This is a genomic window from Micromonospora sp. WMMD708, assembly GCF_049315245.1.
GTDB lineage: Bacteria > Actinomycetota > Actinomycetes > Mycobacteriales > Micromonosporaceae > Micromonospora > Micromonospora wenchangensis.
Genome location: NZ_CP186060.1, coordinates 3,920,017 through 3,944,269, shown reverse-complemented (window position 1 = coordinate 3,944,269; position 24,253 = coordinate 3,920,017). Strand labels below are relative to the sequence as shown.

Below are 24,253 nucleotides of genomic sequence, written 5' to 3'. Positions count from 1 at the left end.
AGCGGGCAGGAGCCGGAGGACCAGGACCTGACGGTCCCGGCCGCCGTGCGCCGACCCCGAACCCGGCGCACGACGGCCGGGCCCGTCAGCTCCGGTCCCCGGTCCAGGCCGCCTCGAGGATCGCGGTCAGGCTGGCGGTGTCGGTCGGCCCGGGATGGTTCTGGATCAGGCGGGTGACGCCGGAGGCCAGCTCCGCGAAGCGGGGCAGGTCGGCGCGGGCCACCCCGATGTCCGCCAGGGTGGGCGGGATACCGATGTCGGCGAGGAGCCCGTCGAGCCAGTCGAGGAACACCCCGGCGGCCTCGGCAGGTGCGGCGTCGGCCACGTCGAGCCCGCACACCCCGGCGAGGGTCGCCAACCGGTCACCGACGGCGTTCCGGGCCGCGCGCAGCGCGTACGGCAGCAGCAGCCCGACGCCCAGGCCGTGCGGCGTGTGCGTGGCCGCGCCGATGGGGTACTGCAGGGCGTGCGGGGCCGCGTTGCCCGCGTGGGAGAAGGCGAGCCCGGCGAGCACCGACCCGTAGGACATGTCCGCCCGCGCCTCGGTGTCGCCGCCGTCCCGCACGGCCCGGCGCAGGCTCCGGGCGATCCGCTCCGCGGCCAGCAGCGCGTAGTGGTCGGTGACCGGGTTGCGGCCGAGGAACACCTGCTCCACCGGGTCGCGCGGCCCGTGGGGCCGGGGTCGCGCGGTGTAGCTTTCCACCGCGTGGCAGAACGCGTCGATTCCGGAGTGGGCGGTGACGGTCGCCGGGCAGGTGTAGGTGAGTTCGGGGTCGACGATCGCGAAGTCGGGCACGATGTGGACGCTGGACACCCCCACCTTCAGCGCACGGTCCGGGTCGGTCAGCACCGAGACGGGGGTCAGTTCGGAGCCGGTGCCCGACGTGGTCGGGACCGCGACGAGCGGAATCGTCGGCCCCGGCACCCGCGACTCGCCGTAGAAGTCGCGCGGCGTGCCCCCGTGGCACCGGATCACACCGACGATCTTGGCAAGGTCGATCACCGTGCCGCCGCCGACGGCGAGGATCACGTCGGCGTCCACCGCGGCGGCGGCCGCGACGGCCCGGTCGACGTCGGTGAGGGGCACGTCGGGGGTCGCGTCGGAGAACACCTCGACGACGTCGACCTGCTCCCGCACCGCGGCCACGATCCCGGCCACCCCCGGCTGCCCCAGCAGGGTCCGGTCGGTCACGACGAGGACCCGTGAGCCGTTCTCGGCCACCACCCGGGGGATGTTCTGCGCGACCCCTTCGCCGACGATCAGCTGGCGTGGTCCACGGACGGTCTCAAGCATGGCGGTGCCTCTCCGGAACGGCGGCGGCGGTGTGCGGGACGGTCACGGCAGGTCGATCGCCGCGTAGGTGACGTCGAGGTACTCGAGGATGCCCTCGTGTGACCCCTCCTTGCCGACGCCGGACTGCTTCACGCCCCCGAACGGGGCCGACGGGTCCGAAATCAGCCCCCGGTTGACGCCGATCATCCCGGTCTGCAGCCCTTCGGCGAACCGCAGCGCCCGCTGCAGGTCACGGGTGAAGACGTAGCCGACCAGGCCGTGCTCGGTGTCGTTGGCCTTCGCCAGCACCTCGTCGTCGGAGGTGAACCCGATGACCGGCGCCACCGGGCCGAAGATCTCCTCCCGCAGCATCCGCGCGTCGTCGGGCACGTCGACCAGGACCGTCGGCGGGTAGAAGTGACCCGGCCCGTCCGGGCGTACGCCACCGGTCAGGACCCGGGCACCGCGCCCGACCGCGTCGGCGACGAGGTCGTCGAGCTTGGCGACCGAGGGCTCGTCGATCAACGCCCCGACGTCCACGCCGTCGGCGAAGCCGTTGCCCACCACCAGCGCGCCCATCCGCTCGGTGAACCGCTTCGTGAACTCCTCGCGTACCGGCTCCTCGACGTAGATCCGGTTGGCCGCGATGCAGGACTCCCCGATGTTGCGCATCTTGGCCACCATCGCACCCTGCAGCGCGACATCCAGGTCGGCGTCGGCGCACACGATCAGGGCCGCGTTGCCGCCCAGCTCCATCGAGGTACGCAGCACGTTGTCCGCGGCCTGGCGCAGCAGCACCCGCCCGACCTCGGTCGACCCGGTGAACGACACCTTGCGGGTCCGGGTGTCGGCCAGCAGCGCCGAGACCACCTCACCGGCACGCTTGGTGGTCACCACGTTGACCACACCGGCAGGGACGCCGACCTCCTCCATGATGCGGGCCAGCAGCAGCATGGTCAGCGGCGTCTGGGCGGCCGGTTTGGTGACCGTCGTGCAGCCCGCCGCCAACGCCGGGGCGATCTTGCGGGCGCCCATCGCCAACGGGAAGTTCCAGGGCGTCACGAACACGCACGGTCCGACCGGCTTCGGCACGGTGAGGATGCGGTAACCACCGGCGGGAGCGGTGCTGTAGCGGCCCTCGACGCGTACCGCCTCCTCGGCGAACCACCTGAAGAACTCGGCACCGTAGGCCACCTCCGCCCGGGCCTCGGCCAGCGGCTTGCCCATCTCGAGGGTGATCAGCCGGGCGACCTCCTCGGCCCGGTCGGTCAGCGCCCGGTAGGTCGCGGTCAACAGCTCCGACCGTCTCCGGGGCGGGGTGGCCGCCCACTGCGCCGCAGCCCGGCTCGCCGCGTCCAACGCGGCCAGCCCGTCGACGACGGCGGCGTCCGCCACCTCGGCGACGGTCGTGCCGGTGGCGGGGTCCTCGACGGCGAAGGTGACGCCGCTCGCGGCGTCCCGCCAGGTGTCGCCGATCCGCAGCCGTCGGTACTCGGGGGCCAGGACGTCCATCGGGTCACTCATTGCGTCGCCTCCAGTGCTCTTCGTGGTGATGTCCGGTGTGCCGCGACGGGTCACCTGCGGGTAGCGGTGCGGGCCGGCGCCGCCCCGGCTACCGTCCGGCCGCCGAGAGCGACAGCCCGGTGCCCGCGTCGAACAGGTGCGCCCGGTCCAGGTCGACCGTCACCTGCACCCGCTCGCCGGGCGTACCGGTGACGGTGGGTCGGGCCTTGACCTTCAGGATCTCCGTGCCCACCCGCACGTCGACCACCGTCCGGTCACCGAGCGGTTCGAGGCCGTAGAGCTCACCGGGCAGCGAGGCGTCCCCGCGCCGCTCCACGGACAGGTCCTCCGCGCGCAGCCCCAGCCGCAGCGCCTGACCGTCGGCGGCCGTGGCCCAGCGGGGCCGGGGCAGTGTCCAGCCCGCCGCGCCGACCAGCCGGTCCCCCTCGGCGTGGCAGGCGAGCAGGCTGATCGGCGGACTCCCGACGAACCCGGCGACCCACTGGTTGGCCGGCCGCTCGTACACCTCGGTCGGGGTGCCGACCTGCTGCACCGTGCCCTCCCTGAGGACCGCGACCTGGTCGGCCATGGACAGCGCCTCGACCTGGTCGTTGGTCACGTACACGAAGGTCGCCCCGAGGCTACGGTGGATGCGGGTCAGCTCGGTGCGCATCTCGACGCGGAGCTTGAGGTCGAGGTTCGTCAACGGCTCGTCCATGAGGAACGCGCGGGGGCTGCGGACCAGCGCCCGGGCCAGGGCGACCCGCTGCATCTCACCGCCCGACAACTGCGCGGGACGACGGTGCAGCAGCCGTTCGATGTGCAGCAGGCCCGACATCCGCTCGACGGCGGCGGCGATCTCACCTGCCGGGCGGCGACGCGCCCGCAACGGTGAGGCGATGTTCTCGTACGCGGTGTGCCGGGGGTAGAGGGCGTAGTTCTGGAACACCATGGCCAGGTCCCGGACGGCCGGGGCGTCGGCGGTCGCGTCCCGGCCATCCAGGTGCACCGACCCGGCGTCGAGCTTGTCGAGGCCGGCGATCGCCCGCAGGGTCGTCGTCTTGCCCGCCCCGGACGGCCCGAGCACGACGAAGAACGCGCCGTCCGGCACGTCCAGCGTCACCCCGTCCAGCGCCCGGACCTTGCCGAAGGACTTGCACAGCCCGTTGACCGCAACGGTTCCCATCAGGCCACCAGCTCTTCCGTGCGTACGTCGTAGACCGCCGGGGTCCCGCCGGTGTGCCGCAGCCCGACCTGCGCGTCGGCGGCGAACCGCACGGTCGGTGGCATCCGGACCCGCACGTCGTGTCCGCCGCTGTGGTCGACCACGTAGATGATCTCGTCGCCGAGCCACTCGGCCGACACCACGCGGGCCGGCACCGACCGGTCCGCCCCCGGCGCGGTGACCTCCAGCGCCTCCGGCCGTACGCCCGCCACCAGGGGACGGTCGCGGGGCAGGCCCGGCGGTGGCGTGAGGACCAGTCCGCCCTGACCGCGCAGCTTCCCGTCGGCCACCTCCACCTCGATGAGGTTCATCGGCGGGGAGCCGATGAACGCCGCGCAGAACAGGCTCGCCGGCCGGTCGTACACCTGAAGCGGGGTGCCGATCTGCTCGACGCGGCCCTTGTTGAGGATGGCGATGCGGTGCCCGAGCGACATCGCCTCGACCTGGTCGTGGGTGACGTAGACCATCGTCGCCCCCAGTTCCCCCTGCAGGTGCTTGATCTCGGTGCGCATGTCCGCCCGCAGTTCCGCGTCCAGGTTGGTGAGGGGTTCGTCCATCAGGAAGGCACGCGGCCGGCGCACCAGGGCGCGGGCGAGCGCCACCCGCTGCTGCTCCCCGCCGGAGAGCTGACGGGGCCGCCGGTCCAGCAGCGCACCGAGCCGCATCAGCCGGGCCGCCTCCTCGACCCGCTCCCGCACCTCGTGCCTGGGCAGTCCCTCGGCCCGCAGCGGGAACGCCAGGTTGTCGCGGGTCTTCAGGTGCGGGTACAGCGCGTAGAACTGGAACACCATGGCGATGTCGCGTTCGGCCGGCGGCAGGTCGTTGACCAGCGTGTCGCCGATGCGGATGTCGCCGCTGGTCTGCCGCTCCAGGCCGGCGATGGCCCGCAGCGTGGTCGTCTTGCCGCACCCCGACGGGCCGAGCATCACGAACAGTTCGCCGTCACCGATCGACAGGTCGACGTGCTCGACGGCGACCGTGCCGTCCGGGTAGCGCTTGTGCAGGGCGCTCACCTCGATGCCCGCCATCAGCGTCGCACCGCCCCGAGGGTCACCCCGGCGACCAGGTGCCGGCGGACCAGGTAGGCGAAGACGAGCACCGGCAGGGCGAACACCACCGAGGCGGCGGCCACCAGGCCCCAGTCGACGGTGGTGCCGCCGATCAGGCCGGCGATGGCCGGTGGGGCCGTGCGCACCTCGTCGCTGGAGGTGAGGAAGATGGCGAACACGAACTCGTTCCACGAGAAGATGAGCGCGAACACCGCCGTCGCGGCGATGCCGGGCACCAGCAGGGGGAGGGTGAACTTCCAGAACGCCTGCAGGCGGCTGTAGCCGTCGAGCATGGCGGCGTCCTCGTACTCGGCGGGCACCTCGTCGACGAACCCCTTCATCATCCAGATGGTGAACGGGACGTTGAACGCGGTGTAGATGAGGATCAGGCCGAGCTTGGTGTCGATGAGTCCGGCCTGGCGGTACATGAGGAAGATCGGCACCACGACCACCACCGGCGGCATGAACCGGGTGGACAGGATGAAGAACAGCTGATCCTTCTTGGCCTTCAGGGTGAAGCGCGAGTACGCCCAGGCCGCCGGCACCCCCAGCACGGTGGCCAGCACCGTGGACACGCCGGCGACGACCACCGAGTTGAGGAACGCCACGGACAGGGCCGAGCGGCCGCCGTCCGCGTCGACGAATACGTCCCGGAAGTGGTCGAGGGTGACCGTGAAGCCGAAGAACTCGGCCGGCACGGCGTAGACGTCCCGGTTCTCCTTGATTGACGTCTCGATCATCCAGAGCACCGGGAAGAGCATCACGACGGCCAGTGCGGTCAGCAGCACGACCTCCAGCACCGACCGGCCGCGGCCCCGGCGGCGCACACGGCGTGCGGGGGACCGGCGGTCCGGGGTCGGGCCTGCGGACACGGCCGCGTCGACGGAGACGGCCATCAGCCCTCCTTGAGTTTGTTCAGGTAGCGCAGGTAGAGCTGCGTGAGGACGATGACGACGAGGACCATGAGGATCCCGTACGCCGAGGCGGTGCCGGTGTTGAAGCCCAGGAACGCCACCTTGTAGACGTGGAACGACAACGTCTCGGTGGAGACCCCGGGACCTCCGCTGGTGAGGATGTAGACGAGGTCGAACAGCCGGAACGCCTCGATGGCCCGGAACAGCACGGCGATGAGCAGCAGCGGCCACACCAGCGGCAGGGTGATGGTGCGGAACCGGAACCACTCGGACGCCCGGTCGATCGAGGCGGCCTCGTACAGGTACTTCGGGACCGCGGTGAGGCCGGCGAGCGCGATGAGCATGATGAACGGCGTCCACTGCCAGGTGTCGACGACGATCAGGGAGACCAGCGCGGTCCGCTGCCGGGTGAGCCACTCCACCTGCCCCAGGCCGAGCGAGCCGAGCATGCTGTTGACCACGCCGAACTGCGCGTCGAGCATGAACCGCCAGAACAGCCCCACCACGACCGGCGACAGCATCATCGGCACCAGGAACAGGGTGGTCAGCACGCCCCGCCCGTGGGTGCGCCGGGAGATCAGGTAGGCGATGGCGAAGCCGAGCACCGTCTGCAGGGTGACCGCGCCGACCACGTAGATCAGGGTGGTCAGCGCCCGCTGGTGGACCTGCGCCGAGGTCAGGATGGCGGTGTAGTTGCCGAAGCCGACGAACCGGGCGGGCCCCCCTCGGGTGGCCGAGTAGTCGGTGAACGACAGGTACAACGCCCACAGCAGCGGAAACACCGACATGCCGAGCAACAGCAGCAGCGCGGGGGAGATGAAGGCCACGGCGAGGCCACGGTCGCCCAGCCGGCGGCGGGGCCGGCCCGGCGCAGGTGGCGTCGCGGACGCCACCTGCCCGGGGTGGTCGGTCGTCAGCGGGTCGGGGTCCTTCACAGCCCGCCGCCACCCTTGCGGTTGCTGGAGTCGAGCACGCCCTGCTGTTCCCGGGCGATGTCGTCGAGCGCCGCCTTCGGGCTCTTCGCGCCGTTGAGCGCCGCGTTGACGTTGGTGTTCTCGATGTCGACGAGCCGTGCGTACTCGGGCACGTTCCACATGTCCCGCATCCGGGGCACCGAGTCGGCGTACACCTGGTTGAACGGTCCGGCGTTGAGGAACTCGGGCGACTGCAGGGCGTCGGTACGCGACGGCACGCCACCGGCCGCGGCCCACTTCTTCTGCACGTCGGCCTGCTCGAACCAGCGCATGAAGTTCAGCGCCTCGGCCTGCTGCGCCGAGGGGGAGTAGGCCGACACGTGCATCCCCATCCCGCCGAGCGGGACCAGGTTCGTCTTCTGGGTCGGCAGGGTGGCGAACCCCAGCTTGTCGAGGATCTGCTCCCGGGTGGTGCCGAGCGTCGACTGCTTCGGGTCGAGCAGACCGCCGCTCGCGGCGATCCAGTTGAACGCGATGCACGCCTTGCCCTGGGCGACCGCGGCGTTCACCTCGTCGATGAACCAGTTGCCGGAGCCCTTGGCGGTCAGCGGCTTCATCTTGTTGACCAGGACGTCCATCGCCTCGTGACCCGCGGTGTCGTTGAGGACGCCGTCGATCTTGCGGCTCCTGGCGTCCCAGAGGTTGCCGCCGTAGACGCCGTTGACCGTGTTGTAGGTGACGGCCGCCGCGTCGGAGCCGTTGGCCTGGTGGAAGGCCAGCCCGCTGACGCCCGGGTTGTCCGCCTGGCACTTCGCGGCGACCGAGATCATCTCGTCCCAGGTCTGCGGGGGCTTGTCGCCGATCAGGTCCTTGCGGTAGATCATCGTCCAGGTGTCGCCGAGCAGCGGCAGCCCGTACAGGCTGGCGTTCTCGTCGCGCTTGCCGGTCTCGGCCTGCGGGAACTGGCCGTACGCCGCCAGCAGGTACGGGTTGTACGCGTCGACCTCGATGTTCTTCTTGACGAAGTCGGTCAGGTCGAGGATGTTGCCGTTCGTCACGGCCTCACCGATGTGCTGCGAGTCCAGGATCGCGATGTCGAAGTCGGTCTTGCGCGCGGCGAACTGGGTGAACATCGCGTCGTGCCAGTTCGCGTTCGGCACGGTGTTGACCTTGATGGTCGCGTTCGGCCGTTCCTTCCTGTACTCCGCGTTCGCGAAGTCCTCCAGCGCCTTGGCGGGAGGCCAGTCGAACCAGATGAAGCTGAGGGTCAGCGGGTCCTTGGTGAGCTCGGGGACCGTCGCCGGTGCCTTCGGGGCGCCGGCCTTCGTGCCGTCGTCCCCGCCGTCGCCGCACGCCGCCAGGGTCGTGGCGACCAGCAGCATGGCGGCCGTCGCCAGTCGTACCGTCCGCCGGGAGACCGATGTTCGACCGATTCGCTTCGGGTGCCGCATGGTGGTACCTGCTTTCTGGGGTGGTGGGGACGTCGAGGGCCTCGCTATGTGCCTCGCCGAGCAGGTGCTTGGGTGTTTCAGGCGTGGTGCCGGGCCGGCGCGGGGGCCGCCCCGTGGGCCGGTGTCACGGATGCGCCGCGACGTGCCGGTTCGTCGTGGTGCCGTCGGTGGGCACGCCGACCCGGCGGTGACCCGGTGACGGGCCGGGTGGGACGTCGAGCATGCTCATGGGAGCTCCAGTTGATCGAGTGGAGCGATGGCAGGCGTTACGGCGACGGTGCAAAATGACGGTTGCCCGTCACGTTTCCTATACGATCGGGTGGGGGGCGTCAGCATGTCGCAGCGTCGTAACTGATGTCAACAGGTTCCCGAAGGTGCACGAAAGGACCGCACGTCACGATGGACGACGAAGCGATCGGTGCGCGGGGCCGCACGGCCGCGCCGGGTGCGACCCCACCCGCGCGATCCCGCGGCCGGCTCGCCGACGAGGTGTACGACACGCTGCTCGGACAGCTGATGTCGCTACGGATCGAGCCCGGCTCCCGCGTCACGATCGACGTCCTGGCGCGCGAGCTGGGGGTCTCGCAGACACCGATCCGGGACGCGCTCAACCGGATGGAGGCCGAGGGCCTGGTCGTCCGGGTGCCCCACGCCGGCTACCGCATCCCACCCCAGATCACCCGCCAGCGGTTCGAGGACATGCTGGAGGTCCGGCTGCTCCTGGAACCGGCGGCGGCGCGCAGGTCGGCCGAACGCGCCTCCGTGGAACAGGTGGCCGGCCTGCGCCGGATGCTGGCGGAGATGGCGGAACTGGAGGGGGGCGTCGGGCCCACCGCCTACGGCGCCTTCGGGCTGCGCGACGCCGCCTTCCACGACCTGGTCGCCCACAGCGCGGAGAACCAGGTCATCCGGGAGACGCTCGCCCGTCTGCACAGCCACGTGCACCTGTTCCGGCTGCACCACGACACCCAGGTCACCCACCTGGCGATGGCCGAGCACGAGGACGTGGTGGCCGCGATCGCCGCGCGGGACCCCGACGCCGCCGCCTACGCGATGCGCCGGCACATCCTGCGCTCCGGCGAGCGCTTCCGCCGGCTGTTCGACGAGATCGGGGACGGCCGCGCGTTGACCGTGCAGTCTTGACGGGCGGGCGGGGCGGGGGAATGCTAGCCCAATCGGATCGGATCGGATTGGATCGCGTCCACCTCACCGCCACCACCATTGCGAGGAGAAGCAGATGCCCCGAGCGCTGCTCCTGACCGGCGACGCCGCCGAGGAACTCGACACCATGTACCCCTACTACCGCGTCCAGGAGGGCGGCTGGGAGGTCGACGTCGCGTCCCGTACGCGACGTGACGTGCAACTGGTCATCCACGAGTTCGACCCGAACTCCGACGCCTACGTGGAGAAGAACGGCCGCAAACTGCCTGTCGACGTGCCCTGGGCCGAGGTCGACGTCGAACGCTACGACGCCCTGATCATCCCCGGCGGGCGGGCCCCCGAGTGGATCCGGGTCGACGCCGACGTCAGGCGCATCACCGAGCACTTCTTCGCGCGCAACCTCCCCGTCGCCCTGGTCTGCCACGGCGCGCAGGTCCCGGCGGTCTACGGCCTGCTCAAGGGCCGTAGGACGGCGTGCTTCCCGCCCATCACCGGCGACATGGAGAACGCCGGCGCGACGGTCATCGACGCCCCCGACGTCGTCGACGGCAACCTCGTCTCGTGCCGTGGCTGGCCCGACATGCCGCAGTTCGGCCGGGCCATGATGGAACTCTTCGCGAAGTCCGTCGACGCCCCCTCGGCCTGAGCGCGTCCGGCCCGTGCCGATGACGACCACGCGGACGGTCACCGTCGACGGCTCGCCCGTCCACGTCCTCGACACCGGTGCCGGGCCGGCGGTGCTGATGCTGCACGGCTCCGGACCCGGCACCACCGGGTCCGGAGCCTGGGCGGCGACGGCGCAGGCGCTGGGCCCGTCCTGGCGGGTGCTGGCCCCCGACCACGCGGGGTTCGGCCGTACCCCCGTCCCGGTGGGTGCCCGGGGCGGCCTGCGCCTGTGGACCCGGCAGGCGGCAGGCCTGATGGAGGCCCTCGGCATCGGGGACTACGCCGTGGTGGGCCACTCCATGGGCGGGGCCGTGGCGTTGGCCCTGGCGGCCGAGCATGCCCGGCGGGTCACCCGGGTCGTGGCGGTCTCGACGATGGGTGCCCCCGGGGCGCCGCTCTCGGCCGACCTGGACGCGCTCTGGGCCGCTCCCGCCGGCCCGGTCGGGGCGCGGGACATGCTGGGTCGGCTCGTCCTCGACCAGGCGCTGGTGACGGACGCGGCCGTCGCCGCCCGCGCGGACGCGATGCTGGCGGGAGCCGCCGCATATGCGGGGTTGTTCCCGCCGCCCCGGCAACGGTGGGTCGACGACCTGACCCTCCCGGTGCGGACGCTGGCCGCGATCCGCGCGCCCGTGCTGCTCGTGCACGGTGCCGACGACCGGGTCACCCCGCTCGACCCGGCGACCCGGCCCCTGCTCGACCACCTGGCCGACGTGCGGCTGCACGTGTTCGGCCGGTGCGGGCACGTGCCGGCGATCGAGCATCCGCACGAGTTCCGGCACCTGCTGGCGGGTTTCCTCGGCCCGGAGCACCGCCCCTGACGGTGCGGCGGTGGGATGCGGCCGTGCCGTCCTCGGGTACGACCGGCCGGTGGACCGCGTGCCGCCCTGACCTGCCATGATCGCTCGGTGCCACGATTGACAGTTGATCGATGCACTGCTATCAGTAAATAGACCTTACTGATTGCTGCGGTGCCCGCCCGGGCGCATGTCGCCCCCGGACACCGACCGGCCGGCGGCCCGCCGCCCCGTCCCCGAGGAACGCCATGCTGCGCAGAAGAACAGTCGCCTACGGCGTGGGCACCCTGCTGGCCGGCATCGCGGCGGTCGGCTACGGCCTGCCGCCGGCCAGCGCCGCGACCGCCGGCCCGATCACCGGCCTGGCCGGCAAGTGCGTCGACGTGGCCGGCGCCAACCCGGCCAACGGCACCGCCGTGCAGCTCTACGACTGCAACGGCACCGCGGCCCAGACCTGGACGGTGGGCAACAGCGACAACTCGATCCGCGCGCTCGGCAAGTGCCTCGACGTCACCGCCGCGTCGACCACCAACGGCACCAGGATCCAGCTGTACGACTGCAACGGCACCGGCGCCCAGAAGTGGACCGCCGCAAGCGGTGGTGCCCTGGTCAACCCCGCCTCGGGCAGGTGTCTCGACGTGACCGACCACAGCACCGCCAACGGCGCCCGACTCCAGATCTGGACCTGCGGCGGCACCAGCAACCAGCAGTGGACCCTGCCCGGCGGCGGCACCCCCACCCCGACCGCCACCGCCCCGGCCGGCACCAACCTCGACGACCCGGCGAAGAAGGACGTCGCCATGCAGCTCGTCTCGGCGGCCGAGAACTCCTCGCTCGACTGGCGCGCCCAGTTCTCCTACATCGAGGACATCGGTGACGGCCGGGGCTACACCGCCGGCATCATCGGCTTCTGCTCCGGCACCGGCGACATGCTCGAACTGGTCCAGGCGTACACCAACACCAAGCCCGGCAACGTGCTGGCCGGATACCTGCCTGCGCTGCGCGCCGTCAACGGCACCGCCTCGCACGCCGGCCTCGACCCCAACTACCCCCGCGACTGGCGCACCGCCGCCAACGACTCCGTGTTCCGGGCCGCGCAGGAATCCGAACGGGACCGGGTCTACTTCACCCCCTCCGTGCGGGACGGGAAGAACGACGGGGTCCGGGCACTCGGCCAGTTCGCCTACTACGACGCGGCCGTCATGCACGGATACGAGGGCATGCGCCAGATCCGCAGCCGGGCCCTCACCCGGGCGAAGCCCCCGGCGCAGGGCGGCAACGAGCGGACCTGGCTCAACGCGTTCCTCGACGAGCGGGTCGTCGAGATGCGCAAGGAGGAGGCCCACTCGGACACCTCCCGCGTCGACACCGCCCAGCGGGTGTTCCTCGACAACGGCAACTTCGACCTGAACACGCCACTGGTGTTCGCCGTCTACGGTGACCAGTTCCGCATCGGCTGACCCCCACCGCCGGGGCAGCCACGCTGCCCCGGCGGACGGCGGCCCCGTCAGGGCGCCCAGGGCGTCGTGACGTTCCAGGTGCTGTCCGCGGCCCACAGGGTGGGTGAGTTCCACGCCTCGCCACCCGTGCCGTTGCTCAGCCACACCTGGGAGGCGTAGTGCCGCAGGTACCTGCCCCGGAAGTTGTACGACTCCAACGAGACCCCGCTCCCGCTCACCCCGACCCGGGCGCACCAGGTGGCGTCCGCGCGCAGCAGCGCCGAACCGTCGTCCGGGGAGTTGCGTACCCGCGACTCCTGGTGGCGCAGGAACTGCCCGGGGAAGTTGACCGACTCGAACGAGTAGCACGCCGGATCGGCCAGCCCGGCCCGGACCGTGTACGTCGCGTCGTTCCTGAGCAGCGCCGAGCTGTCCGCGTTCACCACCTCGGTGTAGGCGAGGCCGTCCCGGTGCCGCAGGAACCGGTCGGTGTACCCGGGGGTCGTCACCTGCAACGACCGGCGGGTGTTCAGCGGCAACGCCACCGGTGCCGAGCTGCCGACCGACCGCGACGCGGTGATCAGGGCCAGGTTGGCGGCCCGGACCCGGGCCTGGTCCAGCTTGACCACCTGCCGGTCGTAGGTGAGGAACCCGTTCAGCTCACCCTCCTGGTCGGTGATCTCGGTGTAGACCGAGGCGCTCAACCCCTTGCCGAGCATGAGGTTCTGGGTGCCCTGTACCAGGCCGACGTAGCGGTCGGTCAGCGCGGTGGAGTCCGGTTGCCACTCGTAGGCGAAGAAGCTGCCGTTCGGGCTCCACTCGTGCCCGGGTACGTGCAGGCCGAGGCCGCCGAACTCGCCGAGAACGGCGATCCGGCTGCCCGACGGCACCGGCGAGTCCGGCCCCAGGTAGACGTGCCAGTCGTCGATGTCGCCGGTGCCGGGGTCGCCCGACGACTGGCAGCAGTTGTGGCCGCTGTGCGCGTTGACCAGCCGGGTCGGGTCCTGGGCCTTGACGGCCTGGGCGACCCGGCGGGTGTCGGCCAGTGCCCGTTCCCCCCACCCCTCGTTGTAGACGGTCCAGGTGACGACGGCCGGCGAGCTGCGGTGCTCGTCGACGATCTCGCGGGCCTCGGCTTCGAGCTGCGCCTGCTGCGCGTCGGTGGCGTCGACGTCCTGCGCGGTCAGCGACGGGACGTCCTGCCACACCAGCAGCCCGAGCCGGTCGGCGTGGTAGAACCAGCGCTGCGGCTCGACCTTGATGTGCTTGCGCACCATGGTGAAGCCGAGGTCCTTGTGCTTCTGCAGGTCGAAGACGAGCGCGGCGTCGGTGGGCGCGGTGTAGAGCCCGTCCGGCCAGAACCCCTGGTCCAGGGTGCCGATCTGGAAGACGAACTGGCCGTTGAGCTTGGGCCGCAGGACACCGTTGACGACGCCGGTGCTGATCTCGCGCATGCCGAAGTAGTGGGTGGTCCGGTCCACCTGGACGCCTGCGGCATTACGCAGGGTGATGCGCAGCTGGTAGAGGAACGGCGTGTCGGGCGACCAGCGGCGGGCGTTCGGCACGGGCACCGTGAATTCGGTGAAACCGCCGGTGGCGGAGCCGACCACGGTGGTGCCGTCGAGCGCCTCGGCCAGGACGCTGTGTCCGCTGACGTCGCCCCGGGTCAGAACCCGCACGCGTAGGGTGTCGTCGGCCAGGCGCGGTGTGAGGTCGGCCCTGCTGATCGAGGCGGTCGGCACCGGTTCCAGCCACACGGTCTGCCAGATGCCCGAGCTGGGGGTGTAGAAGATCCCGCCGGGCTGCTTGGTCTGCTTGCCGATCGGTGGCAGGCTGCCGTTCTGCCGGCTGTCCGTCGGGTCCCACACCTTCACCACGATCTCGTTCGCGCCGCTCCGCAACGGGGCGGTGACGTCGAAGCTGAAGGCGTCGTAGCCGCCGGTGTGCCCGCCGACCGCCACGCCGTTGACCCAGACGGTGCTCTGCCAGTCGACGGCGCCGAAGTGCAGCAGCACCCGGCGTCCGTTCCAACTCCCGGGCACCGTCACCGTGCGGCGGTAGAACAGGTAGTTGCGGGTGTCGGCGGCGGCGCGCTGCACCCCGGACAGGGCGCTCTCCACCGGGAACGGCACGTTGATCCGCTCGGGCAGGTCGGTGCCGAAGGCCGGGGCGTCGTCGGTGGCGGACTGGCGCAACTGCCACTCGCCGTTGAGGGTGAGCCAGTCCGGCCGGGTCATCTGCGGCCGTGGGTACTCCGGCAGTGGCGTGCCGTCGAGCGCCCGGGCGGTCCAGGGGGTGGTCAGCGGCGGGTTCTTGGCCGGTGCGGCGTGCGCCGGGCCGACCGGCGCGGCGAGCAGTCCGGCGACCAGGGTGAGGACGAGCAGGAGCGGTGCGGCGAGGCGGACGGGATCGGGACGTGTCATGCCGTCTCCATCGGACGGGCCGCCGGGGCCGGGCTGCGCCGCCGGCGGCTGGCAGTGGGGGTGCGGGGCGGCCGGTCAGGTCACGTCCGGCCCACCGGCCGGACGTGGACGTCGGGGGATCTCCGGGGCGATCGGTGGCGGTCGTCGTGACGTCGTGACGTCGTCCCACGGTATCGGACTCCGGAGGACAAAGGGACCACATACGGACCGAGATGCGGCCCGGCAGGTGACACTGCGGCGATACGATGCCCCGCATGGGGTGGAGGACCGCGACGAGCGCGGCGACGGCGTCGCCGGCTACCGGGTGCCGGTTCCGGACCGGGCTCCGCGTCGCCCGGGTCCACCGCCGCACCGTCCCCGCCCGGCCGGCCCCGTGAGCCCCGGTGGCACCGACGCGAGCCTGCTGGAACTGGCGGTGGGCTTCGTCGTCGCGGTCTCGCTCATCGCGGTGATCACGGTGGTCCTGGGTCGCCGTGCTGACCGCCGTGACCTGGTGGGCACCCAGGTCCGCGAGCTGGAGGCGCGGGTCGCCGCCGCCACGTCCCCGGATGCGGACACCCGCGCGTGGGACGCGGCCACCCGGATCGCCGCCGCCCGCAGCCACGAAGCCGCCTCCCCCGACAGCGTCGACCCGCCGAGCGCCGGCACGCCTGCCGCGGACGCCACGTCACCCGGCGCGGAAACCCCGGGCGGTGCGACGGGGGAGCGGCCGGTTCAGGACCCCACCGCCCCGCCGGCCGGGTCGACGGCCGGTGGGAACAGCGATGCGATGGTCGACGCGTTCGCCTGGCTCCGGATCGCGGCGCTGGTGGAAGCCGGCCAGCGCGAGCAGGCCGTCGATCTACTCAGCGCCACCATGGCCATTTCGGTGGACGAGGCGGAGCTGCTCGTCGAGGGCCTGGACGGCGCGGGTGACCGGCACACCGGTGGTGCGCGGTGGCGCGACTGATCCACCTGAACGGCCCGCCGGGGATCGGTAAGTCCACCCTCTCGGCGCGCTACGCCGACCGCCACCCCGGCACCCTGAATCTCGACGTCGACGCGTTGCACCACCTCGTCGGCGGATGGCGCGACGAGGAGTTCGACACCTGGCCCGTCGTGTGGTCCCTGGTAAGGGCGATGGCGACGGTCAGGTTGGCCGCCGGAGGCGACGTCGTTGTGCCGCAGTACCTCGCGACGGTCGACGAGATCGACGGTCTCGCGGCGCTCGCGCGCGGGCACGGGGCGAGTTTCCACGAGGTCGTCCTGGTCGACGGACGGGAGGCCGCGATCGAGCGGTTCCACCGCCGCGCCCGCGACAGCGACGACGAGTGGGTCCGCCACCATTATCGGCTCATCATCTGCGCCGGCGGGTCGACCGTGCTCGGCACCATGTACGACAGCCTGATGCGGGTGGTCCGCCTACGCCCCGGGGCGGTGCTGGTGCCCAGAGCGGCGGGGGCGGAGCACGCCACCTACGACCTGCTGCTGGGCGCGTTGAACGAGGCCGGCCCCGGGTAGCCGGGTCCGCGCGGGCCGGGCGTGCGTGACACCCGGCCCGCGTCGGTCACGGCCTGCTCAGCTCGCCGTGCAGGACACCGTCGGTACGCCGTTGGTGCCGTTCGACGAGCCCAGGAAACCGAAGGTCGTGCTGCCGCCGGTACCGAGCGCGCCGTTGTAGCTGACGTTGCGGGCGGTCACCGTCGCACCGCTGGTGGTCAGCGTCGCGCTCCACGCCTGCGACACCTGCTGCCCGTTGCCGAACGTCCAGGTCACCGTCCAGCCGCTGATCGCCGAGCTGCCGGCGGTGACCCGCACCTCGGCCTGGAAGCCGCCCTGCCACTGACCGGTCACCGTGTAGGTCGCCGAGCAGGAGCGCCCGCCGGGCGGCGGGGTCGTCGGCGGGGCGGTCGTCGGCGGCGGCGTGGTGGTCGGCGGCGGCGTGGTCGGGGGAGCGGTGGTCGGCGGCGTGGTGGGGGTGGTGCCGCCGACGGCGCTCATGATGGCGTCGATGATGGCCTGCTGGGTGACCGCGCCGCTGCTGCGGTTGAACAGCCCGAACCCGTACGCGCCGTTGTAGCCGTTGTCCCAGTAGGCGGTGGCCGCACCGTACTTCTTGGCGGTGGCCACCAGGGTGCGCGCGTAGTCCGCCCGGTACCGGTTGTTCGTCGAGTCGGCCGAGGTCTTGTCGACCGATCCGTATTCACCGACGAACACGGGGTATCCACGCGCGACGAAGGTGTCCCGCACCTTCTTCAGTTGCCCGTCCATGAAGTCCTGCTGTCCCCAGGTCGACTTCCGGGCCGGGTTGGTGGCGGCCGGCCCCCACTGCGTGATGGTGCCGTTCTCCTCACCGGCGAAGTCCCAGGGGTCGTAGTAGTGCACGGAGATCATGAGCCGCTGCTCGTTGGCCGGCACGGACGACGAGCGGTACTGGTCGGTCGGCAGCACGAAGCCGTAGTTGCCGACGGTGTAGTCGATGTTGGTGTTCCAGCCGGGGATGAGCAGCCAGCGCGAGGCGTTGTTCCCGCCGGTGCGCCGGACCGTGTCCACGAAGATCTGGTTGTAGGCGTTGATGTTGGAGTAGCACGGCTGGGTGGGATTGCCGTACTGCCCGTCGAACTCCTCGTTCATGGATTCGAGGACGAGTCGTTCGCCGTAGCTCTGGAACCTGGTCGCGACCTGCTGCCAGACCTTCTGGTACTTGTCCCTGATCGTCGTCTGGTTCGACGAGTCGCAGATCAGCCACGAACCGTTGATGGTCTTGTAGCCGTCGCCGTGCATGTTGATCAGCACGTAGAGGCCGCGGCCGTAGGCGTAGTCGACGATTTCCTGGATCCGGTTCAGCCACGCGGAGTTGATCGTGTAGTTCGGGGCGGCCCCGATGTTTCCCAGGTAGGAGACCGGAATACGGATCGTCTTGAATCCCGCCGCCCGTACCCGGTCGATGAATGCCTGCGTCACCACCGGGTTGCCCCAGGCCGTCTCGCTGGGGATCCCGTTGGCGTTGGCTTCCAGGGCGTTGCCCAGGTTCCAGCCCGCCCCCATGTTGGCGACGAGTTGGGTGGCGTTCAGTTGGGTCATGCTGTCGGCCGACGCGGAACTGGTCATCACGGCCGTCGATCCGGCCAGCGCCAGTACGCCGGAAAGCACGGCGAACTGAACCCTCCTCAGTGTGGATTTCATCAGCATCTCCCGTCTTCGGGTCAACCGTCGCACGACGGTTGTCGAAGCGTTTCGACGATATTTCGACTGCCTGTTCCGGCAGCCGATGGGCCGCCAAAGAATAGATGCACGTGCATCGATCGGCAACGGGAGGGCTGCCGGCGTGCGGGCGCGGGCCGCTGCGGGGCCGGCCGGGCGGCGTCGGGCCGAGGGGTGGTCGGCCGGGGCGGCGAAAGGTGTCGCGCCACGCCGACCTGGCCGCCGGATCCGTGCGCCCCGGGCGGGTGTGCCCCGCGCCGTCGGATCGGCGGGCGCGGGTCTGTGGTCGCGTCCACGCCGCGCGGCCCGACCGCGACCGGTGCCCGTCGTGTGGGTGGGCACCGCGCCGCAGGGATGCCCGCGTCGGGCGTGGCTCCGCCGGTTCCGACCGGCGGGTGACGTCGGGTGTGGGTGCCCGACGTCGCGTCCGCCGCAACTGCTATTGATCACAGTGAATCAGCCGAACTGTCTTCAGGTGGAAAGTAAGGTCTGGTCGCGACTTTCCGAAATGTGTAGGGTGAGCAAATGATCGTCATCGATGGCAAAAGGTGCTGACGTCCATAAGGGATGGTCGCCCTTCCCGGCCTTCGGTGAGCTGCGGTGAGGTGGAACGGAGGAGACAGATGTCCACGGAGGACAGCTCGTTACGGACCCGGCGCGGCTTCCTGGGAATGGGGGTGGGGTTGCTCGGAGCGGCCGGTCTCGCCGCCTGCGGAGGAAGCGGACCGTCCACGCCCAGGGCGCAGGCCGAGGTTCCGCAGGAACTCGTCGACGCCGCAGCGGCGTTGAAGGGATCCTCGATGGGGATGCTGTCGCAGAAGCTGTACTCGGAGGCGGCGAACGCGGCCCTCGACAGCTCGATCAGGAAGTTCGCCGACACCACCGGCACGAAGATCGGGAACAGCCTGGTCCAGGCGGACGCCGGGGACGTCGTCGCCAAGATCGACGCCGAGGTCAAGGGCGGCGTCGCGCGTGACCTCGCGTTCATGACCGACTCGCGGTTCGTCGCCCAGTTCCAGGCGCTCGGCGACCTGGAGGACGTCACGGACGTCGTCCAGGCGTTGACGGCGAAGTACGGCGAACCCACCGCCGAGTCCAAGAACTTCTGTGTCTTCGACGGCAGGTGGTACGCCATCCCGTACCACTTCATCGGGATCGGGTCGTTCCTGCGCAAGGACTGGATGCAGGACAAGGGCATCACCCCGAAGGACAGCTACACCTGGGAGGAACTGCGGGACCTCTGCCTGGCGATCTCCGACCCCGGCAAACGGCGGTTCGGCTGGGGCATGACCGTGAACCGCTCCGGTGACGCCAACGGCATGATCGAGGCCCTGATCAACTCCTACGGCGGGGCGATCGCCTCCAACGACGGCCGGAAGGTCACCTTCGACTCTCCCGAGACCGTCCAGGCGGTCACCTTCCTCGGCGACATCTACACCAACCCGAAGTACAAGCCGATGCTGCCGCCTGGGGTCGCCGCCTGGACCGACTCCAGCAACAACGAGAACTGGCTCGCCGGCATCCTCGGCTACACCCGTAACCAGTTCAGCGTCTACGCCGACTCCAAGACCAAGAAGAACCCGGTCTACGAACGCACCCACGTCTTCCCCGACTGCACCGGCCCGGCCACCGACACCTCCCTGCTGCTGGGCCAGTCCCAGTGCTTCGTCATCTTCAAGGGTGCCAAGAACGCCGAACTCGCCAAGCTCCTGACGCAGTACCTGGTCAGCGCGCCCGCCCTCGTCGGCGTGGCGAAGGAGGCCCCGGGGCTGGCCCTGCCGGCCTGGGACCGGGTCTGGGACGCCGACCCGTTCTTCACCAGCGGCGACCCGGCGTTCCCCATCATGCGTAGGATCACCCAACAGAAACTGCCGCTGTCGACGAAGAACGGCCTGGACTTCCCGCAGAAGGCCAGCGCCGGGCAGCAGGCCGCCGTCGGCGCCTACGTGCTGACCGACATGATGCAGCAGGTAATCCAGGGCACGTCGCCCGCGCGGGCCGTGCAGGCCGCCCACGCCAAGATGGTGCAGATCTTCACCCAGCAGGGTCTGCCGCAGTGACGTCGGTCCGCCCGGCGTCGGCCCCGACGTCAGGAGGATCCCCACGGCGCAGGCCCGGGGCGCGTCCCGCGACCCGACGACGGCTGGGACGCGACTGGCGGCTGGCGGCACTGTTCCTGGCCCCCACGGCCGTGCTCGTCGGTGCCCTCGTGCTCGTCCCGATCGGCTGGGCGGTCGTCACCAGCACCACCGAACGGCACGGTCAGCACAGCGTGTTCGTCGGTCTGGCCAACTACCTCGCCCTGACCGACGACGAGCAGTTCCACACCGGCGTGGTGAACTCGTTCGTCTTCACCGCGTACGCCGAGGTGTTCAAGGTGGTGCTCGGCCTGTCCGCGGCCCTGCTGCTGCACCACCGACGCCGGGGACGGGCCGTGCTGGCGGGCCTGCTCCTGCTGCCGTGGGTGGTGCCGACGGTCGTCACCGCGTTCAGTTGGCGCTCGCTGCTCGACCCGATCTTCGGCAGCGTCAACCTGCTGCTCACCGAGTCGGGGATCGGGCCGCTGCTGGTCGACGCGCACCTGGTCGACAGTTGGCCGGCGGGCTGGCTGTCCGAGGCGTCCCTGGCCATGCCGTCGGTGATCATGGTCAACGTGTGGAAGGGGGTGCCGTTCTTCACCGTCGCCTTCCTCGCCGGGCTGAAGGCCATCCCCACCGACCTGTACGAGGCGGCGACCGTCGACGGGGCGTCGGCGTGGCGGCGGTTCGTCCACGTGACGCTGCCCGGACTGCGCCACGTCATCACCGTGACCGTGACCCTGTCGTCGATCTGGACGTTCAACAACTTCGACCTCATCTGGTTGCTGACCCAGGGCGGCCCCGGCGACGCGACCGCACCGTACGTGCTGGTCGCGTACTCCAAGGCGATCCTCCAACTCCAGTACGGCGCGGGCGCGGCCGTCACGCTCGTCATGCTGCCGGTCATCGGCGTGCTGGTGTACGTGCTGGTCCGGCTGCTGCGGCGGGACGCCGACAGCGCGCCGACCCGACCCGCCGGAACGGTGCGCCGGGCCCTGCCGTGGGTCGCCGCCGTGCTGGTCGCCGGTGCACTGGCCTGGGCGTCACCGCACATCATCTGGAAGGCGGCGCTGGTCCTCGGGGTGGTCCTGCTGGTCGCGGCGGCCGTCGGCCGGGTCCTGTCGGCGTTGCAGTCGTGGGGACGGCGCAGGACGTCCGCCCTGGTGTCGGGCCTGGCCTCCGGCATCGCCCTGGCCGCGCTGCTCCTCTTCGTCCTGGCCCCGCTGTACTGGATCGTCGTCACGGCCTTCAAGTCCGACGGCCAGATCGTCGTGCACGAGCACGACCTGTGGCCGACCCCGTGGACCCTGCAACAGTTCACCGACCTGTTCACCACCAAGCCGTTCGGCCGCTGGTACCTCAACACGGTGCTGGTGTCCACGGCGTCCACCGTGGTGGCGCTGGTCTGCGCGGCGCTGGCCGGCTACGCCCTGGCCCGGCTGCGGTTCCGTGGGGCACAGGGCTTCACCGTCACGGTCCTGGTCACCTACGTGATGCCCGGCGCGCTGCTGTTCATCCCGCTGTACCAACTGCTCATCGGGGCCCGGCTCACCGACTCGTTGTGGTCGCTGGTCGTGACGTATCCGACCTTCACGCTGCCGTTCGCCACCTGGCTGCTGGCGGGGTACTTCGCGTCGATCCCCATCGAGTTGGAGGAGGCCGCGCTGGTCGACGGCTGCACCCGGCTCCAGGCGTTCGGCCGGGTGGTGCTACCCCTTGCCAAGCCGGGACTGCTGGCGGTCGCCCTGTTCACCCTGACCAACGCCTGGAACGAGTTCCTCTTCGCCTTCGTGTTCATCACCAAGGACGAGTACAAGACCCTGCCCGTGGGCATGCAGTCGATGATCACCGGGGACGTCGTACCGCAGGGACAACTCGCCGCCGCGTCACTGCTGGTCAGCATCCCCGTGGTGATCATGTACGCCTTCGGGCAGCGTTTCCTCACCGAAGGGCTCACCGCCGGAGCGGTGAAGGGCTGACCCCACCACCGCCGACCACCCGGTGAGCCGGCACGGCGTCCAGCGGGTCTGTCGGCATGTTGACACCATCGCCATCCCGGCGGCGGGCACCCGTCGTGACCTCGGTCGACGCACCGCGGCCCCGCCGTCGCGACTGCGCGGCCCCTGGCGTGGGCGTGGGACAGTTCTGGTCGGTCCGCCGGGTACCCCGGCGACGACCGCTGACCGCACCGTTCATCAGAATCTGGGGAATCAGAGCATGAGTGCCGACTCGGAGTGGAGCGACTTCCTGACCACCGACACGCCGATCGGGGACACCACCCTGACCGAGGCGGTGGCGGCGCTGCCGGAGCCCTCGGCGTCCATCGTGGAGAGCGAGATCAGCGGTGCCGTCGCCGACCAGGACTGGTCGAACTGGCACGCGGACAGCGGCGACGACTGGGCCGACTCCGCGCAGGACTGGGCCGACTACGCCGTGGAGAACGCGGCGGCCGGCAACATCGAGGTCGCCGAGAGCGCGATGGCGCGGGCGGCCGACCACGCGGGCATCGCGGAGAACAACTACACGGTCTCCGACGAGTACTCCGACGCCGTCACCGACCACGTGGAGACCGCCGCCGCCGAGGTCGACTGGGCCGCCAGCGGCACCGACACCAGCGCCTCCTACGACACGACGTCCTACGACACGAGCACGTCCTACGACACCTCGTACGACGCCGGGGGGTACGATGCGGCGTCCAGCTTCGACACCAGCATCTCCTACGACGCAGCGGAATGAGCTGGGCTGACCCCGGCGGACCCGGTGCCGTGCCGCCGGCCGTCGCGGCCGGGCTGGAGCCCGGCCGGCTGGCGGCCGGGGCCCACCGTCGGCTCGGCGCACCGCCGAGCGTGGTCCGCCAGCACCTGCTGCGCAGCATCCGCGACCTCGCCTTCGACCTGAAGGCCGAGCAACTCAGCCTCCTGGAGGCGGTACGCGGCTCCCGGCTCGGCGGGGTCACCCTCTCGCCGACGCAGGTGCCGGTGCTGCTGCGGGTCACCCTGGAGGCCGACGGCCCCGGGGTGCGGGTCGGTGTGCTGCTGGTCGACCGCTGGCCGGGCAGGCTGGGGCGGAACTGGGGTGTGACCTCGGTGTACGTCGGTCTGTTCGAGTCGGTGCTGAGCACGTTCGATGCCGTGCTCGGCCGGCTCGACGCGACCGCCGCTGCCTCGTTCACGCCGTGGTGGCGGCAGACGGGCCCGGGGGACGTGGCGATGATGCAGCACGCCGCCGGCCTGGCCAACCGGGCGCAGGCGGCGCTCTCCCGGCACGCGGGACGGCTGCTCGACAGCGACGGGCCGGCGCAACGGCAGGCGGTGGTCGCCCGCACCGGCGGCGCGACCTTCACCTTCGAGACGGCCGACACCGTCGCCGAGGTCCCCGCCGAGCTGGCCGACGGCATGTTGATGGTCGGCACGCTCATCGTCAGCCGGCCGGGCGGCATGCCGCCGAAGCTGGTCGGGCAGGTGCAGTCGCTGGTGTTCCGGGTCGAGGAACGTCTCGCGGCGGGCGGCGCGGACCGGATCACCGTCGAGCCGGCGGACGTGCCGGCGGTGACCTTCCTGCACCAGCAGGCCCGGCTGCGCGGCCTGCTGCCGGTACGGACCCTGCGTACCTGCACCACCTGCCGGCTGGAGAAGGTCGCCAACCCGGAGCTGGAACGCATGCAGGAGCGCACCCGGCGGACCCGGGACCTGGCGACCAGCATCGGTGGGCTGGTCACGCCCTACGTGCTCGCCGGCCGGCTGGTGCAGCTCAACAACAAGGGCCCGAAGTTCGCCTGCCCCCGCTGTCAGGGGATGGACGCCGACGAGACGGTGGTGACCTACTGCCAGAAATGCGGTGACCGTCGCGCCGAGACCGCGCTGCGCACCTGCCCGAAGTGCCAGTTCGACTTCCGCAGCCTGATCGGTGCGGAACCGGTCTGGCGGCCCCGGGCTGCCGCCGTGGCGGCTGCGCCACCGTGTGGCGGTGCGGTCGTGGCCGACACCCCGGTTCCACCCGCTGCCGGGGCGCACCCTCCGGGGCCGTCCGCCGCGCCACCGGCCCCGGTGCGCCCGCCCACCGGGCAACCCCCACCGGGCTACCGACCCGACCCGGAGGCGGAACAGTGGCCCCGGCCGCCGGGCTTCGGGCACTGAGCCGGACGCGAACCCGTCGCCGCACCGTGCGTCCCGGGCGG

At 71.2% G+C, this 24,253-nt stretch carries 19 protein-coding genes; 10 read left to right on the top strand and 9 right to left on the bottom strand.

Annotated features, from left to right (window positions below; translation table 11 throughout):
* Positions 1 to 85 precede the first annotated feature (85 nt).
* The 7 genes from ACN260_RS17495 to ACN260_RS17465 all read right to left on the bottom strand — a co-directional run bounded on the left by ACN260_RS17495 (position 86) and on the right by ACN260_RS17465 (position 8,260).
* A complete protein-coding gene (locus tag ACN260_RS17495; protein ID WP_422752134.1) occupies positions 86 to 1,294 on the bottom strand; it encodes an iron-containing alcohol dehydrogenase in 1,209 nt (402 codons plus the stop codon).
* Between the two features lie 42 nt (positions 1,295 to 1,336).
* A complete protein-coding gene (locus ACN260_RS17490; protein ID WP_422752133.1) occupies positions 1,337 to 2,797 on the bottom strand; it encodes an NAD-dependent succinate-semialdehyde dehydrogenase in 1,461 nt (486 codons plus the stop codon).
* Positions 2,798 to 2,885: 88 nt separating this feature from the next.
* A complete protein-coding gene (locus ACN260_RS17485) occupies positions 2,886 to 3,962 on the bottom strand; it encodes an ABC transporter ATP-binding protein (protein ID WP_422752132.1) in 1,077 nt (358 codons plus the stop codon).
* Positions 3,962 to 5,029: an ABC transporter ATP-binding protein gene (locus ACN260_RS17480; RefSeq protein ID WP_422752131.1), complete on the bottom strand. Its 1,068-nt coding sequence runs from the start codon at positions 5,027 to 5,029 to the stop codon at positions 3,962 to 3,964. The genes ACN260_RS17485 and ACN260_RS17480 overlap by 1 nt, the downstream gene beginning before the upstream one ends.
* Positions 5,029 to 5,946: a carbohydrate ABC transporter permease gene (locus tag ACN260_RS17475; RefSeq protein ID WP_422752130.1), complete on the bottom strand. Its 918-nt coding sequence runs from the start codon at positions 5,944 to 5,946 to the stop codon at positions 5,029 to 5,031. The genes ACN260_RS17480 and ACN260_RS17475 overlap by 1 nt, the downstream gene beginning before the upstream one ends.
* Complete coding sequence (locus ACN260_RS17470) at positions 5,946 to 6,899, bottom strand: carbohydrate ABC transporter permease (RefSeq protein WP_422752129.1); 954 nt, start codon at positions 6,897 to 6,899, stop codon at positions 5,946 to 5,948. The genes ACN260_RS17475 and ACN260_RS17470 overlap by 1 nt, the downstream gene beginning before the upstream one ends.
* A complete protein-coding gene (locus tag ACN260_RS17465; RefSeq protein WP_422752128.1) occupies positions 6,896 to 8,260 on the bottom strand; it encodes an extracellular solute-binding protein in 1,365 nt (454 codons plus the stop codon). Before ACN260_RS17465 ends, ACN260_RS17470 begins: the two co-directional genes overlap by 4 nt.
* A 468-nt stretch (positions 8,261 to 8,728) precedes the next feature.
* Here ACN260_RS17465 and ACN260_RS17460 point away from each other — a divergent pair, with 468 nt between their 5' ends.
* The 4 genes from ACN260_RS17460 to ACN260_RS17445 all read left to right on the top strand — a co-directional run bounded on the left by ACN260_RS17460 (position 8,729) and on the right by ACN260_RS17445 (position 12,413).
* A complete protein-coding gene (locus ACN260_RS17460; protein WP_422752127.1) occupies positions 8,729 to 9,472 on the top strand; it encodes a GntR family transcriptional regulator in 744 nt (247 codons plus the stop codon).
* A 94-nt stretch (positions 9,473 to 9,566) separates the two neighbouring features.
* On the top strand, positions 9,567 to 10,136 hold the full coding sequence (locus ACN260_RS17455) for a DJ-1/PfpI family protein (RefSeq protein WP_422752126.1): 570 nt from the start codon (positions 9,567 to 9,569) through the stop codon (positions 10,134 to 10,136).
* A gap of 19 nt (positions 10,137 to 10,155) precedes the next feature.
* Positions 10,156 to 10,977: an alpha/beta fold hydrolase gene (locus ACN260_RS17450; protein ID WP_422752125.1), complete on the top strand. Its 822-nt coding sequence runs from the start codon at positions 10,156 to 10,158 to the stop codon at positions 10,975 to 10,977.
* 224 nt (positions 10,978 to 11,201) lie between these two features.
* Entirely contained in the window at positions 11,202 to 12,413 is a 1,212-nt protein-coding gene (locus ACN260_RS17445; RefSeq protein ID WP_422752124.1) for a chitosanase, read from the top strand.
* A 47-nt stretch (positions 12,414 to 12,460) separates the two neighbouring features.
* On the opposite strand, the gene ACN260_RS17440 is transcribed toward ACN260_RS17445, so the two are convergent.
* Positions 12,461 to 14,815: an AbfB domain-containing protein gene (locus tag ACN260_RS17440; protein ID WP_422752123.1), complete on the bottom strand. Its 2,355-nt coding sequence runs from the start codon at positions 14,813 to 14,815 to the stop codon at positions 12,461 to 12,463.
* A 259-nt stretch (positions 14,816 to 15,074) separates the two neighbouring features.
* On the opposite strand from ACN260_RS17440, the gene ACN260_RS17435 reads away from it, so the two are divergent.
* Complete coding sequence (locus ACN260_RS17435) at positions 15,075 to 15,764, top strand: hypothetical protein (RefSeq protein ID WP_422752122.1); 690 nt, start codon at positions 15,075 to 15,077, stop codon at positions 15,762 to 15,764.
* The gene (locus ACN260_RS17430; RefSeq protein WP_422752121.1) at positions 15,752 to 16,315 is read left to right on the top strand and encodes an AAA family ATPase; all 564 of its coding nucleotides are present in this window, start codon (positions 15,752 to 15,754) and stop codon (positions 16,313 to 16,315) included. The genes ACN260_RS17435 and ACN260_RS17430 overlap by 13 nt, the downstream gene beginning before the upstream one ends.
* Before the next feature lie 57 nt (positions 16,316 to 16,372).
* Here ACN260_RS17430 and ACN260_RS17425 read toward each other — a convergent pair whose 3' ends face one another.
* Entirely contained in the window at positions 16,373 to 17,980 is a 1,608-nt protein-coding gene (locus ACN260_RS17425) for a cellulase family glycosylhydrolase (RefSeq protein WP_422752120.1), read from the bottom strand.
* 641 nt (positions 17,981 to 18,621) lie between these two features.
* On the opposite strand from ACN260_RS17425, the gene ACN260_RS17420 reads away from it, so the two are divergent.
* The 4 genes from ACN260_RS17420 to ACN260_RS17405 all read left to right on the top strand — a co-directional run bounded on the left by ACN260_RS17420 (position 18,622) and on the right by ACN260_RS17405 (position 24,212).
* Positions 18,622 to 20,058 carry an extracellular solute-binding protein gene (locus tag ACN260_RS17420; protein ID WP_422752119.1) on the top strand — a complete coding sequence of 479 codons (1,437 nt, stop codon included), beginning with the start codon at positions 18,622 to 18,624 and terminating at the stop codon, positions 20,056 to 20,058.
* A gap of 149 nt (positions 20,059 to 20,207) precedes the next feature.
* Positions 20,208 to 22,055 (top strand): ABC transporter permease subunit, encoded by a 1,848-nt coding sequence (locus tag ACN260_RS17415; RefSeq protein ID WP_422752118.1) that lies wholly within the window; start codon positions 20,208 to 20,210, stop codon positions 22,053 to 22,055.
* Positions 22,056 to 22,293: 238 nt separating this feature from the next.
* Positions 22,294 to 22,812, top strand: a complete 519-nt coding sequence (locus tag ACN260_RS17410; RefSeq protein WP_422752117.1) for a hypothetical protein — start codon at positions 22,294 to 22,296, stop codon at positions 22,810 to 22,812.
* Entirely contained in the window at positions 22,809 to 24,212 is a 1,404-nt protein-coding gene (locus ACN260_RS17405) for a hypothetical protein (RefSeq protein WP_422752116.1), read from the top strand. Before ACN260_RS17410 ends, ACN260_RS17405 begins: the two co-directional genes overlap by 4 nt.
* Positions 24,213 to 24,253: the final 41 nt, after the last annotated feature.

Coding starts and splice junctions, on each gene's coding strand:
- ACN260_RS17495 (WP_422752134.1), bottom strand. CDS start 1,294: ATGCTTGAGACCGTCCGTGGACCACGCCAGCTGATCGTCGGCGAAGGG.
- ACN260_RS17490 (WP_422752133.1), bottom strand. CDS start 2,797: ATGAGTGACCCGATGGACGTCCTGGCCCCCGAGTACCGACGGCTGCGG.
- ACN260_RS17485 (WP_422752132.1), bottom strand. CDS start 3,962: ATGGGAACCGTTGCGGTCAACGGGCTGTGCAAGTCCTTCGGCAAGGTC.
- ACN260_RS17480 (WP_422752131.1), bottom strand. CDS start 5,029: ATGGCGGGCATCGAGGTGAGCGCCCTGCACAAGCGCTACCCGGACGGC.
- ACN260_RS17475 (WP_422752130.1), bottom strand. CDS start 5,946: ATGGCCGTCTCCGTCGACGCGGCCGTGTCCGCAGGCCCGACCCCGGAC.
- ACN260_RS17465 (WP_422752128.1), bottom strand. CDS start 8,260: ATGCTGCTGGTCGCCACGACCCTGGCGGCGTGCGGCGACGGCGGGGAC.
- ACN260_RS17460 (WP_422752127.1), top strand. CDS start 8,729: ATGGACGACGAAGCGATCGGTGCGCGGGGCCGCACGGCCGCGCCGGGT.
- ACN260_RS17455 (WP_422752126.1), top strand. CDS start 9,567: ATGCCCCGAGCGCTGCTCCTGACCGGCGACGCCGCCGAGGAACTCGAC.
- ACN260_RS17450 (WP_422752125.1), top strand. CDS start 10,156: ATGACGACCACGCGGACGGTCACCGTCGACGGCTCGCCCGTCCACGTC.
- ACN260_RS17445 (WP_422752124.1), top strand. CDS start 11,202: ATGCTGCGCAGAAGAACAGTCGCCTACGGCGTGGGCACCCTGCTGGCC.
- ACN260_RS17440 (WP_422752123.1), bottom strand. CDS start 14,815: ATGACACGTCCCGATCCCGTCCGCCTCGCCGCACCGCTCCTGCTCGTC.
- ACN260_RS17425 (WP_422752120.1), bottom strand. CDS start 17,980: ATGAAATCCACACTGAGGAGGGTTCAGTTCGCCGTGCTTTCCGGCGTA.
- ACN260_RS17420 (WP_422752119.1), top strand. CDS start 18,622: ATGTCCACGGAGGACAGCTCGTTACGGACCCGGCGCGGCTTCCTGGGA.
- ACN260_RS17410 (WP_422752117.1), top strand. CDS start 22,294: ATGAGTGCCGACTCGGAGTGGAGCGACTTCCTGACCACCGACACGCCG.
- ACN260_RS17405 (WP_422752116.1), top strand. CDS start 22,809: ATGAGCTGGGCTGACCCCGGCGGACCCGGTGCCGTGCCGCCGGCCGTC.